17 protein-coding genes are annotated in these 16,943 nt (G+C 36.1%); 12 read left to right on the top strand and 5 right to left on the bottom strand.

The features are described 5' to 3' along the window. Positions 1-8: 8 nt before the first annotated feature. The 5 genes from PEDSA_RS10845 (at position 9) to PEDSA_RS10825 (ending at position 7,055) form a co-directional block, all read left to right on the top strand. The gene (locus PEDSA_RS10845) at positions 9-881 is read left to right on the top strand and encodes a LamG domain-containing protein (RefSeq protein ID WP_013633209.1); all 873 of its coding nucleotides are present in this window, start codon (positions 9-11) and stop codon (positions 879-881) included. Between the two features lie 65 nt (positions 882-946). Beyond that, a complete protein-coding gene (locus tag PEDSA_RS10840) occupies positions 947-2,584 on the top strand; it encodes a glucoamylase family protein (protein WP_013633208.1) in 1,638 nt (545 codons plus the stop codon). 5 nt (positions 2,585-2,589) lie between these two features. Then, the gene (locus PEDSA_RS10835) at positions 2,590-3,924 is read left to right on the top strand and encodes a glucoamylase family protein (RefSeq protein ID WP_013633207.1); all 1,335 of its coding nucleotides are present in this window, start codon (positions 2,590-2,592) and stop codon (positions 3,922-3,924) included. Positions 3,925-3,965: 41 nt separating this feature from the next. Then, complete coding sequence (gene bglX / locus PEDSA_RS10830) at positions 3,966-6,257, top strand: beta-glucosidase BglX (protein WP_041537045.1); 2,292 nt, start codon at positions 3,966-3,968, stop codon at positions 6,255-6,257. Positions 6,258-6,260: 3 nt separating this feature from the next. Continuing rightward, a complete protein-coding gene (locus tag PEDSA_RS10825; protein ID WP_013633205.1) occupies positions 6,261-7,055 on the top strand; it encodes a carboxylesterase family protein in 795 nt (264 codons plus the stop codon). A gap of 105 nt (positions 7,056-7,160) precedes the next feature. On the opposite strand, the gene msrA is transcribed toward PEDSA_RS10825, so the two are convergent. Beyond that, the gene (gene msrA, locus PEDSA_RS10820) at positions 7,161-7,712 is read right to left on the bottom strand and encodes a peptide-methionine (S)-S-oxide reductase MsrA (protein WP_013633204.1); all 552 of its coding nucleotides are present in this window, start codon (positions 7,710-7,712) and stop codon (positions 7,161-7,163) included. A gap of 786 nt (positions 7,713-8,498) precedes the next feature. Here msrA and PEDSA_RS10805 point away from each other — a divergent pair. From PEDSA_RS10805 to hxlB, 3 genes are all read left to right on the top strand, one after another. Next, positions 8,499-8,930, top strand: coding sequence for a tail fiber domain-containing protein (locus PEDSA_RS10805; protein WP_013633202.1), 432 nt, complete (start codon positions 8,499-8,501; stop codon positions 8,928-8,930). A gap of 99 nt (positions 8,931-9,029) precedes the next feature. Further along, positions 9,030-9,857: a formyltetrahydrofolate deformylase gene (gene purU, locus PEDSA_RS10800; RefSeq protein ID WP_013633201.1), complete on the top strand. Its 828-nt coding sequence runs from the start codon at positions 9,030-9,032 to the stop codon at positions 9,855-9,857. 322 nt (positions 9,858-10,179) lie between these two features. Then, positions 10,180-10,761: a 6-phospho-3-hexuloisomerase gene (gene hxlB, locus PEDSA_RS10795; RefSeq protein WP_013633200.1), complete on the top strand. Its 582-nt coding sequence runs from the start codon at positions 10,180-10,182 to the stop codon at positions 10,759-10,761. Positions 10,762-10,974: 213 nt separating this feature from the next. On the opposite strand, the gene PEDSA_RS10790 is transcribed toward hxlB, so the two are convergent. Next, positions 10,975-11,397 (bottom strand): hypothetical protein, encoded by a 423-nt coding sequence (locus tag PEDSA_RS10790; protein WP_013633199.1) that lies wholly within the window; start codon positions 11,395-11,397, stop codon positions 10,975-10,977. Positions 11,398-11,450: 53 nt separating this feature from the next. Continuing rightward, positions 11,451-12,035, bottom strand: a complete 585-nt coding sequence (gene purN / locus PEDSA_RS10785; RefSeq protein WP_013633198.1) for a phosphoribosylglycinamide formyltransferase — start codon at positions 12,033-12,035, stop codon at positions 11,451-11,453. Between the two features lie 248 nt (positions 12,036-12,283). Here purN and gdhA point away from each other — a divergent pair, with 248 nt between their 5' ends. Then, on the top strand, positions 12,284-13,624 hold the full coding sequence (gdhA, locus tag PEDSA_RS10780; RefSeq protein WP_013633197.1) for an NADP-specific glutamate dehydrogenase: 1,341 nt from the start codon (positions 12,284-12,286) through the stop codon (positions 13,622-13,624). Between the two features lie 60 nt (positions 13,625-13,684). Here gdhA and PEDSA_RS10775 read toward each other — a convergent pair whose 3' ends face one another. Continuing rightward, positions 13,685-14,392 (bottom strand): class I SAM-dependent methyltransferase, encoded by a 708-nt coding sequence (locus PEDSA_RS10775; RefSeq protein WP_013633196.1) that lies wholly within the window; start codon positions 14,390-14,392, stop codon positions 13,685-13,687. A 121-nt stretch (positions 14,393-14,513) separates the two neighbouring features. On the opposite strand from PEDSA_RS10775, the gene PEDSA_RS10770 reads away from it, so the two are divergent. Then, the gene (locus PEDSA_RS10770) at positions 14,514-15,371 is read left to right on the top strand and encodes a LysR substrate-binding domain-containing protein (RefSeq protein ID WP_245546751.1); all 858 of its coding nucleotides are present in this window, start codon (positions 14,514-14,516) and stop codon (positions 15,369-15,371) included. A 39-nt stretch (positions 15,372-15,410) separates the two neighbouring features. Here PEDSA_RS10770 and PEDSA_RS20515 read toward each other — a convergent pair whose 3' ends face one another. Then, on the bottom strand, positions 15,411-15,533 hold the full coding sequence (locus PEDSA_RS20515; protein ID WP_013633194.1) for a hypothetical protein: 123 nt from the start codon (positions 15,531-15,533) through the stop codon (positions 15,411-15,413). Between the two features lie 422 nt (positions 15,534-15,955). Here PEDSA_RS20515 and rpsL point away from each other — a divergent pair, with 422 nt between their 5' ends. Then, complete coding sequence (rpsL, locus tag PEDSA_RS10765) at positions 15,956-16,369, top strand: 30S ribosomal protein S12 (RefSeq protein ID WP_013633193.1); 414 nt, start codon at positions 15,956-15,958, stop codon at positions 16,367-16,369. 19 nt (positions 16,370-16,388) lie between these two features. Then, a complete protein-coding gene (rpsG, locus tag PEDSA_RS10760; RefSeq protein ID WP_013633192.1) occupies positions 16,389-16,856 on the top strand; it encodes a 30S ribosomal protein S7 in 468 nt (155 codons plus the stop codon). The last annotated feature ends 87 nt before the right edge of the window (positions 16,857-16,943 follow it).

The raw sequence follows: 16,943 nt of genomic DNA, 5'->3' as shown, positions 1-16,943 counted from the left end.
TGTATGCGATGAAAAAATTGAACATAAATCAGATAAAGTGGATTTTCTTTTTGGCGGCAACTGTTTTGGTTAGCGCTTGCAAGAAAAGTGACAATCCGAATAATCTCCCTGGTGTTAATCCGGCAGATTACGAAGGAAAAGTAGATGGTTATGATAGTGCAGACCAAATTTTTCCTAATAATTTAAAAGCTTATTGGTCATTTGATGATACTGAAAATGAATTGAAATCAAATACAGCACCTACACAAAAGCTTAATGACACTTATATCCAGGGAGTAAAAGGAAAGGCTCTAAAGCTTAGCGGTGGCTATTTGTATTATGCCAAACAATTTGATGCCTTTAAAACAGCAGCACTTAAAAGTTTCACGATAAGTGTATGGGTACAAATAGCAAACAATGGATCGAAAAAGACAATGTTAATGACTATTGCCCGTCCAGGAATGTTTCTTGGAAACCTTGATTTCAGGCTGAACACCGATAGAACAGATCAGTTATTGAAAGTTGGTCCGAGATTTACCGCTGTTGGTGGAGGTTCCCAGGATAATTTGAATGCAGACAAAAACCCTACGTTCGGGGCAAATGTATGGACTCATCTATTACTAACATATGATACTAATTCAGGAACGTTTAAGATGTGGGCTAATGGGGAAGATATCGGCTCTTATAATAATAGAGGTGTTGGTAACAACCTGTTTAATAGTTTTGAACCTAATGAGTTTATAATAGGAACAAATTATAATAATATACCGGGAAAAACGGTTAGTACAGATGCCTCTTTTTCAACTATGAGTGGTAGTATAGATGAGTTGAGAATATATGACAGAGTGTTGCCCGATGCACATATAAAAGCACTTTACAATTTAGGTAAAGCGGGTAAATAAGGTTAGGCTATGCAAGGGATATTTCGGATGGCTACATCCGAAATCCTTTGTTTTTAAAGGTGACTATGAGATACTTTCTTTGTCTGTTAATATTGTTTATAACTTCCTGTTCAAAAAAAGAGACTCCTCAGGTAAAAGATAGTTCCGTTTCTTTTACAATAGATGGGCAATATAACGGGACTTTATCCTATGCCATTGGGATGAAGCCGATAATAGTACTCAATTTTACGGAAGCCATAACAAGCGAAAGTCTGGAAAAGAATATCATATTGAAGAGTGATAACGGAGATTTGATCCAGATGGGCTTTGATACCTCTAACGAGGGAAAAACTGTCCAATTAAATTTGCAGACTGATTTAAAATCTTTTACTATTTATATCCTAAGTGTCTCAGGATCATTGAAAACAAAAAACGGAGGTAGAATAGTTAATCCTTTAACCATAACACTTAACACAGGTATTGACAATACGGATAAATTTCCACGTATTTCTGACGAAGAGTTATTGACATTGGTACAAAAACAGACGTTTAAGTATTTCTGGGATTTCGGGCATCCAGTTAGTGGAATGGCTAGAGAACGCAATACTTCAGGAAATTTGGTTACCAACGGAGGAAGCGGCTTTGGTATCATGTCTATTATCGTTGGAATAGAAAGAGGTTTTGTGACGAAGACAGATGGATTTTCAAGAATCAAAAAGATTGTTTCTTTTTTGAAGAACGATGCCCAGAAATTTCATGGAGCGTTTTCGCATTGGCTGGATGGAACTACAGGAACAGTACTTAAGTTTAGTGATAAAGATGACGGAGCTGATCTTGTAGAAACATCTTTGTTGATGCAGGGGCTAATTGTAGCTAAACAATATTTTAAAGATATCAGCCCTGAAGAAACACAGTTGAGAAATGATATTTCTGAATTGTATAATAATGTTGATTGGGATTTTTTCAGGAAGAACGGTTCTGATGTTTTGTATTGGCACTGGAGTCCGAACTATAACTGGGAGATGAATTTGCCTATCAGAGGATATAACGAATGTTTGATTACCTATGTTCTGGCAGCGGGTTCTAAAACCCATGGAATTCCTAAAACAGTATATGATAACGGCTGGGCTTCGGGAACAAATTTTAAAAATGGGAAAACATATTATGGCATTCAGTTGCCATTAGGACCGGAAAAAGGCGGGCCTATGTTTTTAGATCAATATTCGTTTCTTGGTATTAATCCCAAAGGTTTGTCTGACGCTTATGCGAATTATGAGCAGCAAACGCGGGCGCATGCCTTAACCAACTATAACCATTGCAAGGAAAATCCCAATAAGTTTGATGGTTACAGTGAAGAGTGCTGGGGATTAACTGCCAGTGATATAAAAAACGGATATACTGCGAGTTCGCCGACGAACGATAGAGGTTTTATAGCTCCAACAGCTGCAATTGCTTCTTTACCTTATGTGCCCGGGGAAGCTATGAAAGCTTTGCGTTTTTTCTATTATAAACTTGGAGATAAAATATTTAAAGAGTATGGTTTTACCGATTCTTTCTCAATACAGGAAAAATGGTTTGCTTCATCTTTCCTGGCGATAGATCAGGGGCCTATTATTGTTATGATTGAAAATTACAGGACAGGATTAATTTGGGATCTGTTTATGAGTAGTGAAGAAGCAAAAAATGGATTGATAAAATTAGGTTTTCAAAGTTCAAAAATCTAGAAATAATGAATAGAATATTTGTATATGCATTTGCTGTTTTGGTAGTATTCAGCGCTTGTAACCCGTCAAAAAACAAAGGTGATAGTAAGCACTTATCAGACCAGGAGTTGATAGATGTTGTCCAGAGACAAACTTTTCGTTATTTCTGGGAAGGAGCTGAACCAAATTCGGGTGCAGCTAGAGAGAGAATACACATAGACGGAGTATATCCTCAGAATGATAAAAATGTGGTGACTACCGGCGCGACCGGGTTTGGTATAATGGGTATTATAAGTGCTATAGAGCGGAAATACATTACAAGAGAAGAGGGGGTAGAGCGATTAAGTAAAATATTGGACTTTCTTAAAAATGCCGATAGATTTCACGGAGCCTGGCCGCATTGGTTGCAGGGAGAAACCGGAGAAACCAAGCCGTTTTCCAAAAAAGACGACGGAGGTGATTTGGTAGAGACTTCTTTCGTAGCCCAAGGCTTAATCTGTGTGAAACAGTATTTTAAGGACGGAACAGAAGAAGAAAAGAAATTATCGACTTTAGCTGATGATTTATGGAAGGGAATTGATTTTAAATGGTACACACGAGGTCAAAATGTTCTTTATTGGCATTGGAGCCCAAATTATGGATGGGATATGAACTTTCCCATACATGGCTATAATGAGTGTCTGGTTATGTATGTTTTGGCAGCAGCATCCCCAACCCATGGTGTAGAGGCGGCAGTATATCATGAAGGCTGGGCGGAAAACGGAAAAATCAAGAAAGAACATGAATATGAAGGGATCAAGTTACAGCTACGCCATCAGGGAGTAGATAATGGAGGCCCTCTTTTTTGGGCGCATTATTCTTATCTAGGTTTAAATCCTCACGGATTGAAGGACGCGTATGCTTCTTATTGGGAAGAAAATAGAAATCAGGTTTTAATAAATTATCAATGGTGTGTAAACAATCCTTTAAAATACAAAGGATATGGCAAAGATAGTTGGGGTTTAACATCCAGTTATTCTGTAAAAGGCTATGCCGGTCATGCACCTGCGATGGAAAGGGATTTAGGCGTTATTGCACCAACTGCCGCAATATCTTCTATTGTCTATACACCAGAACAATCGCTTTCGGCTATGAGAAATTGGTATGAAAATAAGAAAGATAGGTTATGGGGAGAATATGGTTTTTATGACGCATTTAGCGAAACTGACAACTGGTATCCGCAGAAGTATTTGGGGATAGATCAGGGGCCTGTAGTGGTTATGCTGGAAAATTATCGTTCAAAATTATTATGGAAGCTTTTTATGAGCGATAGCGATGTACAGAACGGCCTCAACAAATTAGGCTTTCAATATGAAAAATAAAGGATAGGACGAGTAATAGTTAGGTTATGGAATTTCTAAAAATGAGTATAATAGCAGTAGGTATTTCGGTTTTAATGGCATGTACACCTAAAATAGCAAAGCAAGATAAGGTTGAAGCCGTTAAAAATGAATCTGAAATGGACAAGTTCATTAGTGAGTTAATGTCGAAAATGACATTGGAGGAGAAGATAGGGCAGTTGAATTTATTGACAGGAGGAGATGCGGTGACAGGAACAACGGTCAATTCAAATATCGAACAGAAAATAAAGAATGGACAGGTAGGAGGATTTTTTAGTTTAACAACACCAGCTAAGATCAGAAAGACTCAAGAAATTGCAGTAAACGAAACAAGACTAAAAATTCCTTTGATATTTGGTTTGGACGTTATCCATGGTTATAAAACCACATTTCCGATTCCTCTGGGTTTATCCTGTTCCTGGGATATGGACCTGATTTACAAAACAGCCAGAATGGCGGCTCAGGAAGCAACTGCGGATGGATTGAACTGGACTTTTTCGCCGATGGTAGACGTTTCCAGAGATCCCCGATGGGGCCGTGTATCTGAAGGGAACGGAGAAGATCCATTCCTGGGAGCAGAAATTGCGAAAGCAATGGTGAAAGGCTATCAGGGAGATGATCTTTCCAAGGCAAATACCATTATGGCTTGTGTAAAGCATTTTGCCTTATATGGCGCAGGAGAGGCAGGTAGGGATTATAACACGGTAGACATGAGCAGAAACAGAATGTTCAACGAATATATGCTGCCTTATAAAGCAGCAGTAGATGCTGGTGTAGGTAGTGTGATGACATCATTTAACGAAATAGATGGTATACCGGCGACGGCAAATAAGTGGTTGGTTACGGATGTATTGAGAGAACAATGGGGCTTTAAAGGGTTTGTTGTGACTGATTACACCGGAATCAATGAAATGGTAGACCATGGTTTTGGTAATCTGCAACAGGTATCTGCAAAAGCATTAAATGCAGGTGTAGATATGGATATGGTGGGAGAAGGCTTTTTAACCACTTTAAAATCATCTTATGAACAGGGAAAAGTGAGTATGGGGGAAATTAATAGAGCATGCAGATTGGTACTGGAAGCGAAGTATAAACTGGGGCTTTTTGAAGATCCGTTTAAATATTGTAATGAAGAGCGGGCAAGAACAGAGATTTATACCAGGGAAAATCTGCAGTTTGCAAGGGAAGTTGCTACAAAAAGTTTTGTGTTATTGAAAAATGAAAATGTACTTCCATTAAAAAAACAAGGTACCATAGCCTTAATAGGTCCGCTAGCCAATACCAAAGAAAATATGCCAGGTACCTGGAGTGTTTCTACAGATTTAAGTAAAGCCATTTCTGTTAAAGAAGGATTGGAAAATACGTTGGGAAGCAAAGTTAAAGTAAACTATGCTATGGGTACCAATCTTTTGGACGACCCGGAATATCAGAAAAGAGCGACCATGTTTGGCAGAGATATCCCAAGAGATAACAGAAGTAAAGAAATCATGCTGAAAGAGGCTTTGTCTGTAGCCAGGAAATCAGACGTAATTGTGGCGGCGATGGGCGAAAGTTCGGAAATGAGTGGAGAAAGCTCCAGCAGATCAGATATCCGAATTCCACAAAATCAGCAAGAACTTTTATCCGAACTTTTAAAATTAGGTAAACCTGTTGTATTGGTTTTATTTACAGGAAGGCCTTTGGATTTGTCGTGGGAAGACAAAAACGTTCCGGCAATATTGAACGTCTGGTTTGGCGGTTCTGAAACCGGAAATGCAATAGCCGATGTTCTTTTTGGAGATGTTAATCCGTCTGGGAAATTGAGTATGACTTTTCCACAAAATGTGGGACAGGTGCCCTTATATTATAATCATAAGAATACCGGCAGGCCATTGGAAGGTGCATGGTTCCAGAAATTCAGATCGAATTATTTAGATGTAAGTAATGATCCCTTGTATCCTTTTGGATATGGTTTAAGCTATTCTAAATTTGAGATATCTCAACCCGTGTTGAATAATTCGGTACTTAGGTCCGGAGGAAAGATAACTGTTGAGGCCAATGTTAAAAATGCCGGTATATACGATGGTGAAGAAGTTGTGCAATTTTATATCAGAGATATGGTAGGAAGCGTAACAAGACCTGTTAAAGAATTAAAAGGATTTAAGAAAATATTTCTCAAAGCAGGAGAGGCTAAAAATGTAAGCTTTGATATCACAGAAGAAACTATAAAATTCTATGATTCGGATCTTAAGTTCGTAGCAGAGCCTGGTGATTTCAAGGTTTTTGTAGGAAATAGTTCTTCTAATGTAAAGGAAGCTAACTTTAAATTTGAATAAGCAATGAGGCTAAAAGCATTATTATTTATCCTTTTTCTATTTCCGCTTGTAGCATTTGCACAAGATAAGACGCTTTTTAAAAAAGAGTACTTTGTGATAAATAAAGATACTTTGCCACTTCGGGTGCTTTACCCCGAAGGATTTAATAAAAGTAAAAACTACCCTTTGCTGATTTTCTTACATGGACGAGGGGAGTCGGGGAATGATAATGAGAAGCAATTGTTAAACGGTGCCAATTTGTTTCTGGATAATAAAAATAGAGAAGCATTTCCTGCAGTAGTGGTTTTTCCACAATGTGCAACCGATAGTTATTGGGCTAATGTGAAAATAGAAACTGATGAAAAAGGTAAGAGACATTTCTTTTTCAGAAAAGGTGGAAAGCCAACAAAGTCAATGTCACTTTTATTGAAGTACTTTGATAGTGTAAAACGGGGCCAATATATAGATCCTGATAGAATCTACATTATGGGACTTTCGATGGGAGGTATGGGTACGTTGGAGATTTTGCGTAGAAAACCTAATGATATAGCAGCTGCGGTTGCAATCTGCGGCGGCGATAATGTTGCTAACGTTAGAAAGTACGCCGGAAAAGTAAAGCTTTGGATATTTCACGGAGAAAAAGATGATATCGTTTCTCCTCAGTTTTCCAGAGATGTTATAGCAGCTTTACAAAAACGCGGAGCTTCTCCAAGATATACTTTTTATCCAAATGCAAATCATAACAGCTGGAATCCCGCTTTTGCAGAAAAGGACCTGTTACCCTGGCTTTTTGGGCAAATAAAAAATAAGGGAGAGTGAGATATTATTTTATTTTGCTTAGCATGTAGCTAATATTGTTTACTGTGATTTCAGTAAACAGATTAGCTACTTTTGTTAAAAGCCTGCGCTGTCGGTGTCTCTCGACTACAATAGCTCTGGTTTTATCTTGTCCTTAAATTTCTCAGCGAATTTCAATACTTTAGGTTGAATAACCGCTAAACAATAAGGCTGACTTCTATTATTCGCATAATAGTTATGGTGGTAATTTTCCGCAACATAAAACTTTGTTGCAGGAGAAATTTCGGTAACAATAGGTGAATCAAATACTTCTTCCTTAGTCAGCTGCGCAATCATTTCTTCCGCCTGTTGTTTTTGATCTTCATCATAATAAAAAACAACAGATCTGTACTGGGTACCAATATCATTACCTTGTCTGTTTAACGTGGTGGGATCGTGAGTTTTAAAAAATACCAATAGCAATTCAGAGAATGAGATTTGTTTCTCGTCGTAGACGATCTGAATTACTTCTGCATGGCCAGTTTCACCGGTACACACATCTTTGTAAGTTGGGTTTTCTGTAGAGCCACCCATATAACCAGGTTTTACGTCGATAACGCCCTTTAACGTAGTAAATATAACTTCTGTACACCAGAAACAACCTCCGCCAAAAACGGCAATTTTATGATTTTCTGTCATCTTCTTTTGTTCATTTTAATGTCATAATCAAAATAAATGCCTGTTTAAGATTATAACGATTTTGTATAAAATTAATTAGAAATTGTCCGTTTTCTGTCTTAGAAGTGTTAATATTTAGCTGATATAGGATCTTATTGCTATGAGAGATTTATTGGTTGATGTTTTAACTTCTAAACTAACGGGTTTAGTGCTTTTTTTAAGAGTTTTTTTGCAGGTATATCCTATTAATATGGGATGTATATGATTATTTAAGAATTTTTTCAGAGATATAAATATTTTAAAGGTGGTATTTATGCTCTTTTTAGTAAGTTCTATTGATTTTTCTGTTTTTATCGATAAGTATACTGGGAATCGATGTTGAGAAAGCAACATAAGTGTTTTGTGTCCATTTTGGAGCTACTTTCAAAAAAAATATATTTGTAAAAAGCTGTGTATTAATGAAACGTTTTCTGAGCATTTTTTTATGTTTTATACTTTTAAACTTCCTGTTTATAGATAGCATAATGTTGGCTGTAAAGAAGAATGTTGAAAAGGAGTATACGGTGGCAAATAGCGAAACTGAAGAGGATAACGGTTCTGGGAGATTTTTTGAAGAAGAATTTATAATAAATTCCCTACTAAAGTTGACAGAGTGCGGAACCGGTGTATTATTCAACTTCTACTTCAGTAAAAGATTAAGCGAAGTTCATATTCCATTGCATTACCCGCCGCCCAACTGTTTAGTTTAAATAGTCCGGTCTACCAGTGGTAAATATTATTTATCTTTCAATATTTAAACTTACAGTAATGCAAAAAATAATTTCAAAGTTATATTTAGTTATGGCGTTTTTGCTAATAACAAATCTTGCCAATGCACAATCTATTAGCGAAAATGATTTAAAATTAGCAATAAATAAAATTGAGAATCCTACATCGAAGCTTAAGAGTTTACAGGCAGTGACTTTTAAATACAATGTAGATAAATACAAGTATTTGAAATTGCCGCAGGGCAATCAATATGGTTTTCTGGTTGAAAATGTAGAGCAAGTATTTCCCGCCATGGTTTATGAATCGTCTTCTGTTTACAATATCAATAAAGGAAATACTAAAGTGGCTAAATATAAAGAGGTAAATAAAGATGATCTTATTCCTGTTTTAGTTGAAGCATTAAAAGAACAACAGGAACAGCTCGATGCACTGAAAAAAGAACTGCAGGAGCTTAAATCCAAAAGAGGTTAAATACACAACGAAAGCACCCTAATAGGGTGCTTTTTCGCTGGCTTTACTTCGCAATATGTGGATTTTGTTTATTTTAGGCGCTTTAATTTTAAAAATAAAATGGTAATAGTAATACAGTGCAAAGATAAGGTTGGTCTGGTTGCAGATATTGCAGGAGTTATGGCTAAGTTTAATATTAACATTCTTACGATGAGAGAGTTTGTTGATATTAACGAGGGGGCGTTTTTTGCAAGATTGGTTGTCGAACCTTACAACGATATCGCTGTATTACAGAATGCTTTACAGAAAGGACTTCCATCGGATGCTATGGTGAAAGTTAATCCTGAACCTGAAAAGAAAATTGTTGTCCTTGTTACCAAAGAGTACCATTGTTTAAGTGATATTTTGATTCGCAACCATTTTAAAACCTTAGGTGCCAGTGTTGAAGCTGTGATTGGCAATTATTCTTATCTGTCGAATATTTGCGAAAGATTTGGAGTTCCTTTTTACGAAATTTCTCACGAGGAAAAGGATAAAGTAGCTTTTGAGAATGAAATTAAAGCGCAATTAGCACAATATAAGTTTGATTATCTGGTATTAGCTAAGTTCATGAGAATACTTTCTCCTGAGTTTGTAGCTTCATATCCTAATCAGATAATTAATATTCATCATTCTTTCTTGCCGGCTTTTATAGGAGCAAATCCTTATAAAAGAGCTTTTCATAGAGGAGTGAAGTTAATTGGTGCGACAGCACATTTTGTAACAAATGACTTGGATGAAGGGCCAATTATCGTTCAGCAAACTATCCCTGTAAACCATAATTATTCGCTTTCAGATATGATAAGAGCGGGAAAAGAAATTGAAACTTCGGTTTTGGCCAAAGCCTTGCATTTTGTTTTTGAAGACAGGGTTTTTGTTTTTAACAATAAGACGATAGTTTTTGAATAAAAGGGTTTTAACAGCAAAGGACAGTAAGCTCTCGAAGTTAGATGGTTCATTGGTGTCATTAGTTCATTAGTAGATTTTAACATCGACTATGGACTATCAATCCAAACTCCGTCTTTGGTTCTCCGAATTCGGACATATTTATACTTTGATACTAGTGTCGTGTCACCGATAAAATGTTATATGCGTTTGTCACTCCCGTTGGGCGGGACAAGCTCTGAGCTTATCGAAGGATTATTCGCAGAGGCTTCGATCCCGAAAAGTCGGAAAGCCTGACAAAATGTGGTTGACAGGACACTAGATACTTTATAAAAAGCTTCCGATTATGAACAGACAAAAAGCAGATAATACCAAGGCGTTGAAAGATAATTTGGAGATGATATTGGAGGAAAATCTTCGATTGGCCAATAATCTGAATTATGAAGATATAACCTTATTATCAGAATATCTTAAAACATCAAATAGAATCTTTGTTAAAGGAGTTGGGCGTTCTGGCTTGGCATTAAGTGGTTTTGCTATGCGATTGATCCATTTAGGGTTTCATGCAAGTATTGTTGGAGAAATTAGTGCCCCTGCTATTTCTGAAGGGGATTTATTGTTAGTAGCATCTGGATCTGGGACAACACATTCTGTAATTAAAGCTGCACAAAAAGCAAAAGCGGAAGGGGCGAATGTTGTTTGCTATACAACTGATGAGAATTCCGAATTAGCTAAAATTTCAGATCAGACAATTCTTTTGCCAGCTTCCAGTAAATATGACTATGGTGAAAAAGTTTCAAAACAATATGCAGGAACATTGTTTGAACAGGCATTATCTCTGCTTTGTGATGCTATATTTCACACTTTGTGGCAACAGAGCGGTCAGAAGCCACAAATTATGTTTAAAAGACATTCCAATTTGGAGTAGGTTAGTTAGTTAGTTAGTTAGTTAGTTAGTTAGTTAGTTAGTTAGTTAGTTGTTCTTCTGGATTGTTCTTTGCTTTACCAACCTGAATTCAATTAATAATATTGATAGTAAGTTGCTTATATCTGTTTTTCCTGGCAGAGATTGCCTGCCAGATCGATATGTAATCTCATTCAAGGTTATTCGAACAATAAAATAACGGTCGAACTCAGGCTATCAATAATTTCCCAAATTATTTACAGGTTTAACGGAAACCACACTGTCTACAACAAATTCGCTTGTACCACGCCATGGTAAAGTATGAAAATACTCTTTGTAATGTAGTTCTAAATAAGAACCCGCATTCTTGTTTAATACCTCCGCGACTTTTTTTTCTGTTACAGAAAATCTAAATTCATTAGAACTTATTCCGCCTGAAGCACCAGGTTTGAGACCTGATTGTATTAACCTTCCTTCGTATGTTTTAAATAAATAACCTTTTTTTACAAAATAATTGAGCTGTCCGGCTTTTACACCTTCGCCAAAAACAAAATAGTATCTATAGTAAAATAGTCCTGCTGTAGCAATAACTAAAATGATGATAAAGTAAAGGAGAAATTTACTTTTCTTTTTGGGAGCCTGTGGTGTGTTGTTTTCCATTCTGTGTCGATTTATTACTCAAAATAATCAACACAGAATGTTAAGTATTTGTTTTATAGATTGCTTTTCATCTTTTTAAGCAAATTTTCTATTACTCTTGGGAAATGTTGATGTTCCAGTTGCTGTCCTTTAAATTTGATCATTTCCAAATCATCTCCAGGTTCTATTTTGAACCTTGCCTGATAAATGGTTTCCCCTTCATCAAAATGTTCATTCACAAAGTGAATTGTAATACCAGACTCAGTTTCTTTATTAGCTAAAACACTCTTATGAACAAAATCTCCATACATTCCCTTTCCTCCATAAGCAGGTAGTAGCGCTGGGTGAATGTTGATAATTTTATTAGGGAAAGCAGCTAATAAATTTTTAGGTACTAACCATAAAAATCCAGCAAGGACAATCAGATCGATTTGGAGATTTTTTAAGATATTGATCACTTCGTCTGTATCCCGGAACTCTTTTTTATCAAATACATGTGTAGGGATCTCAAAATTATCTGCTCTTTGTAGAACATATGCATCTGGATTATTACTTAAAACAATAGAAACCTCCGCTTCATTGCTTTTTTTAAAGTACTCCATTATTTTTTGAGCATTGGATCCAGACCCCGAGGCGAAAATTGCAATTCTCTTCTTCAAAATACCGTTTTTATTTCAAATATATAATTTCTAAAGAAAAACTTTAATTAATTCTTTTTAAAGCTATGAGAAATGTGCATATTTCATCCTTAAAATTATCAAATTGATAATTTATTCTTAAGGAATGATGTTGAAATTGATAATTTTAAAAAAATCAATGTTTTTGGTGAGTTTAATTTAATAAAATTCATTTTTCATTGATAAAATTGTATTTTTGGCCACCCAAAAAATAAAACTGTATAAAAGTCATGCTTGAAAATAACACTTCGTTAAACATTATCAAAGCAAGAAATGCTTCTGAACCTGAATTTTTGCAAGCAGTAACAGAAGTTGCTGAGTCTGTGCTACCTTACATTGAAAAACATCCTATTTACAAAAACAACAAAATATTCGAAAGAATAGCGGAGCCAGAAAGGGTAATTATGTTTAGAGTGCCTTGGATTGATGATAAAGGCGAGATTCAAGTAAACAGAGGTTACCGTATCCAAATGAATAGCGCGATAGGGCCTTACAAAGGCGGTTTGCGTTTTCATCCATCTGTAACTTTAAGCGTATTGAAATTCTTAGCTTTCGAGCAGGTTTTCAAAAATAGTTTAACAGGACTTCCAATGGGCGGTGGTAAAGGTGGTTCTGATTTTGATCCTAAAGGAAAATCAGATAACGAAGTAATGCGTTTTTGCCAAAGCTTTATGACTGAGTTATCTCGTCATATCGGTGCTAATTTAGACGTTCCTGCTGGAGATATTGGAGTTGGTAAAAGAGAAATTGGCTATTTATTCGGTCAATATAAAAGATTACAAAACGAATTTACTGGTGTGTTAACTGGTAAAAGTATAGAGTGGGGAGGTAGCCAAATTAGACCTGAAGCTACTGGTTATGGTTTGGTTTACTTTGTTGAAGAGATTTTCAAAACTCAGGGAAAAAGCTTACTAGGTAAAAATGTAGTTATTTCAGGTTCTGGAAATGTTGCTCAGTTTGCTGCGGAGAAATGTATTCAACAAGGTGCTAGAGTTTTAACAATGTCTGATTCTGCAGGATATATTTACGATGCTGAAGGTATTGATTTGGCGAAGTTGGAATTCATCAAAAATCTTAAAGATAATTTAAGAGGGAGAATAAAAGAATATCTTAACGAGTATCCACATGCTCAATATTTCGAAGGAGAAAAGCCTTGGGGTGTTAAATGTGATATCGCATTACCTAATGCAACTCAAAATGAATTAGGTGGTGAAGATGCAGAAAAGCTAATCGCTAACGGATGTTTCTGTGTAGCCGAAGGCGCTAACATGCCTTGTACTCCAGAAGCGGTTCAAGCTTTCAATAAAGCAAAAGTATTTTACGCTCCTGGAAAAGCTGCTAACGCAGGTGGTGTAGCTGTATCTGGATTGGAGATGGCGCAAAACTCTCTACGTTACAATTGGTCAAGAGAAAAAGTTGATGCTAAATTGAAAGAAATTATGCATGATATCCACGCAATCTGTGTGAAATATGGTACAGAGGAAGATGGTCATGTGAATTATGAAAAAGGTGCGAACATTGGCGGTTTCGTAAAAGTTGCTGATGCAATGATTGCTCAAGGTGTAGTTTAATCAACCATAGATAAATTAATCAATTAAAAGGCCTTTCTGGATTTTCAGAAAGGCCTTTTTCTATTTTATTGCTCCAAAAGCAGCAAAACACGAGTTTTTATGTAGGATATCTATTTGTTTAAAGCCTACTTTTTTCAAAAGATCTGTTTGGAAAGTTACTGATCTCGGACTGTCTTCTTTGTCTATATAATCAAGGACATGTTCTTTGTATTCGGTTCCGCCCAGTTTTTCAAGAAATTCTCCGTAGTTTCTTTCGAACAAATGTTGTATCGCTGGGACGTCATGAGAAATCAGGTCACATATCCAAAAACTTCCATTAGGCTTTAAAGCGTTATAAATTTTTTTGAATACGGTATACCAATCGTCATCACTCCTTAGATGATGCAAAACCGCTCCGGCCATTACGATACAATATTCATTTTCGCGAATAGGTAGTTCTAAAATATTACCCTGAATGGTTTCTATATTTCCATTTGTTAACTTACTGATTCTTTCAACAGCTTTGTTTAGCATAGGAAGGCTAAGATCAACCAAAGTGCAATCCAGGTTTGGGAGCTGTTGCAACACCTTTATTGTGTAGTTACCAGCACCGCAACCAATGTCTAATATTTTTTTAGCCTTTGGGATAGTCATTTTTGCGGCATCGGTAATAAGTTCTAAACAGAGTCCGGCGTCTATTATAGTTTGCTGCCCTGTGTCCAGGTTAGAGAAGCGTTCAACATTATGGTCAAACCGTTTCCTGATTTCTTCTATAGTTGATTTTTTCATTGTGTGATGATTTTCTCAAACTTAAAATGTTATATGATACTTTGGAAATACTTATTTTGTATTATTGTGATTCTTTTGGAGTATCAATATGGAATTGAGACATTTGCTTTATTTTAAAACAGTGGCTGAAGAATTACATTTTCGGAAAGCAGCAGCTAAGTTATTTGTGTCGCAACCGCCTTTAAGCAGGCAGATTAAAGAATTGGAAGACGAACTTGGTGTAGTTCTTTTTACCAGAAACAACAAAAAGGTCGAGCTAACTGATGCAGGGGCTTATTTCAAAAAGGAGATTGATAAATTGTTTAATAATTTGTCTGAAAGTAAGGCTGTTGTCAGACAAATTCACGATTCGGTTAGTGGTGAGTTAAGGATTGGGTATATCAGTTCTACATTTCATGAAAATTTAGTAGCAGTTCTAAAAGAGATGCTCGTCGTGTTTCCATTTGTTAAAACGAAACTTTACGAAATTCCTTCTGTAAAGCAGATTGTAGCTTTGGAGGAGGGAAAACTGGATATAGGAATTCTCAGGACGCCGATAAATTCCGGAGTTTTAAGTTTAAAACATTTGTTTACAGATCCATTTGTTTTGGTGACCAAAGAAAAGATTAGTTGTGCAAATGAGGCTGACCTGTTTAAGTATTTACATGATAAATCTTTTGTGTTTTTTAATCATGGCTACGCTCCTCATTTCCATGAGAAATTAATGGATTTATGTCAAAGGATTGGTTTTTATCCAGATGTTGCTCATCAGGTCAATAATATTCATTCTATTTTACAGCTGGTGGATAAAGGTTTGGGGGTTTCGATACTACCACTGTCATCTACATTACAATATCGTTATCTGGATTTATGTTTTACGTCTTTAAATATGGACTTCATTTTTACCGAAGTTGCTTTGGCTCATCAGCGAATAAATCAGCATCCCGCGATTGAATGGTTTATCAATAAATATGCTGATAGTTTAAGAATAATTGGTTAAACAAAAGGCTTTCCCGATTAAGGAAAGCCTTTTGTATGTTTACTTTTTCTTAGAACTAGCTTTCATTTCTTTTTCAGAAGAAGCTTTTCCTTTTGTTCCTTTTGAATCGTTTGACTCTTTAGAAGCCTTGCTTTTTGAGTCGTGATTTTTTGTGTTCGGCATGTTTTTAATAGTTTTATTTATTAGCCCTGATACAAAGCATATGCCATCCTATACTTTTTTTGTTATCTATGTTTTGGTTCCGCTATTAACACGTATATATACGTATATAATCAGGTAGTTTCCCGGTTCCGGTATTAGCACTGTAACTATTAAATATCAGAAAGTAGTGTAAAGATAAGCCATACTTTCGTTTTCTTATTACAACTGAACTAGGTAGGGGGCTTTCGCTGCATTCCTAATTGCGACTTTAGTGAAAAATCAAATCAATGATATTTCATATAGTTGGTGTTCAAAAAAATATTTCATAATCTATTGAAAATCAAAAAATAAAAATTTACCTTTGCAGTCCTTTTATGTTAGGTGTGTAAAGCATTGATTTGAAAGGGTAAACATTTAATAAATAAAAAAATAAAGATTATTTAATGCCTACTATTCAACAATTAGTTAGGAAAGGTAGAGTAGCTCTGGAGGATAAGAGTAAATCCCCAGCGTTGGACAACTGTCCACAGCGAAGAGGCGTATGTACACGTGTATATACTACTACCCCTAAAAAACCAAACTCAGCAATGCGTAAAGTAGCCCGTGTTCGTTTAACAAACGGAAAAGAGGTTAACGCGTATATTCCAGGTGAAGGACACAACTTACAAGAGCACTCAATTGTTCTGGTACGTGGTGGCAGAGTGAAAGATTTACCGGGTGTTCGTTACCACATCGTTCGTGGTGCATTAGATACAGCAGGTGTAGCTGGTAGAAATCAACGTCGTTCTAAATACGGAACTAAGAGACCTAAACCAGGACAAGCGGCAGCTGCTCCAGCAAAAGGTAAAAAGAAATAATTAAACGGAGGAAAAGAACATGAGAAAGTCGAAACCAAAAAAGAGAATTATCCTGCCTGATCCAAAGTTTAATGACACCTTGGTTACTAGGTTTGTGAATAATATGATGTATGACGGTAAAAAATCTATCGCATACGATATTTTCTACAAAGCAATCGAGATTGTAGAAACTAAAACAAGCGAAAATGGTTTAGAGCAATGGAAAAAAGCTTTAAATAACGTTATGCCTGGAGTTGAAGTTAAGTCTCGCCGTGTTGGTGGTGCTAACTTCCAGGTACCTACAGAGGTAAGACCTGAGCGTAAAATTGCTTTAGGTATTAAATGGTTAATCACCTATTCAAGAAAACGTGGTGAGAAAACTATGATGGAAAAATTAGCTGGTGAAATCATTTCTGCAGCTAAAGGTGAGGGTGCTGCGGTTAAGAAAAGAGAAGATACTCACAAAATGGCTGAAGCTAATAAAGCATTCTCTCACTTCAGATTCTAATTTAACTGAATGAATTGATAGAAAAGTAAAACACCGATATCTTTGTTCTAAACAGATAATCGGTGTTTTACTTTAGACATCAAAAAT

It is taken from the genome of Pseudopedobacter saltans DSM 12145 (assembly GCF_000190735.1).
GTDB lineage: Bacteria > Bacteroidota > Bacteroidia > Sphingobacteriales > Sphingobacteriaceae > Pseudopedobacter > Pseudopedobacter saltans.
Note: the sequence above shows the minus strand (reverse complement) of the source record. Positions and strands in the feature narration are given on the sequence as shown.

Coding starts and splice junctions, on each gene's coding strand:
- PEDSA_RS10775 (WP_013633196.1), bottom strand. CDS start 14,392: ATGAAAAAATCAACTATAGAAGAAATCAGGAAACGGTTTGACCATAAT.
- rpsL (WP_013633193.1), top strand. CDS start 15,956: ATGCCTACTATTCAACAATTAGTTAGGAAAGGTAGAGTAGCTCTGGAG.
- PEDSA_RS10835 (WP_013633207.1), top strand. CDS start 2,590: ATGAATAGAATATTTGTATATGCATTTGCTGTTTTGGTAGTATTCAGC.
- PEDSA_RS10790 (WP_013633199.1), bottom strand. CDS start 11,397: ATGGAAAACAACACACCACAGGCTCCCAAAAAGAAAAGTAAATTTCTC.
- PEDSA_RS20515 (WP_013633194.1), bottom strand. CDS start 15,533: ATGCCGAACACAAAAAATCACGACTCAAAAAGCAAGGCTTCTAAAGAG.
- rpsG (WP_013633192.1), top strand. CDS start 16,389: ATGAGAAAGTCGAAACCAAAAAAGAGAATTATCCTGCCTGATCCAAAG.
- PEDSA_RS10845 (WP_013633209.1), top strand. CDS start 9: ATGAAAAAATTGAACATAAATCAGATAAAGTGGATTTTCTTTTTGGCG.
- hxlB (WP_013633200.1), top strand. CDS start 10,180: ATGAACAGACAAAAAGCAGATAATACCAAGGCGTTGAAAGATAATTTG.
- gdhA (WP_013633197.1), top strand. CDS start 12,284: ATGCTTGAAAATAACACTTCGTTAAACATTATCAAAGCAAGAAATGCT.
- purU (WP_013633201.1), top strand. CDS start 9,030: ATGGTAATAGTAATACAGTGCAAAGATAAGGTTGGTCTGGTTGCAGAT.
- bglX (WP_041537045.1), top strand. CDS start 3,966: ATGAGTATAATAGCAGTAGGTATTTCGGTTTTAATGGCATGTACACCT.
- PEDSA_RS10805 (WP_013633202.1), top strand. CDS start 8,499: ATGCAAAAAATAATTTCAAAGTTATATTTAGTTATGGCGTTTTTGCTA.
- msrA (WP_013633204.1), bottom strand. CDS start 7,712: ATGACAGAAAATCATAAAATTGCCGTTTTTGGCGGAGGTTGTTTCTGG.
- PEDSA_RS10825 (WP_013633205.1), top strand. CDS start 6,261: ATGAGGCTAAAAGCATTATTATTTATCCTTTTTCTATTTCCGCTTGTA.
- PEDSA_RS10840 (WP_013633208.1), top strand. CDS start 947: ATGAGATACTTTCTTTGTCTGTTAATATTGTTTATAACTTCCTGTTCA.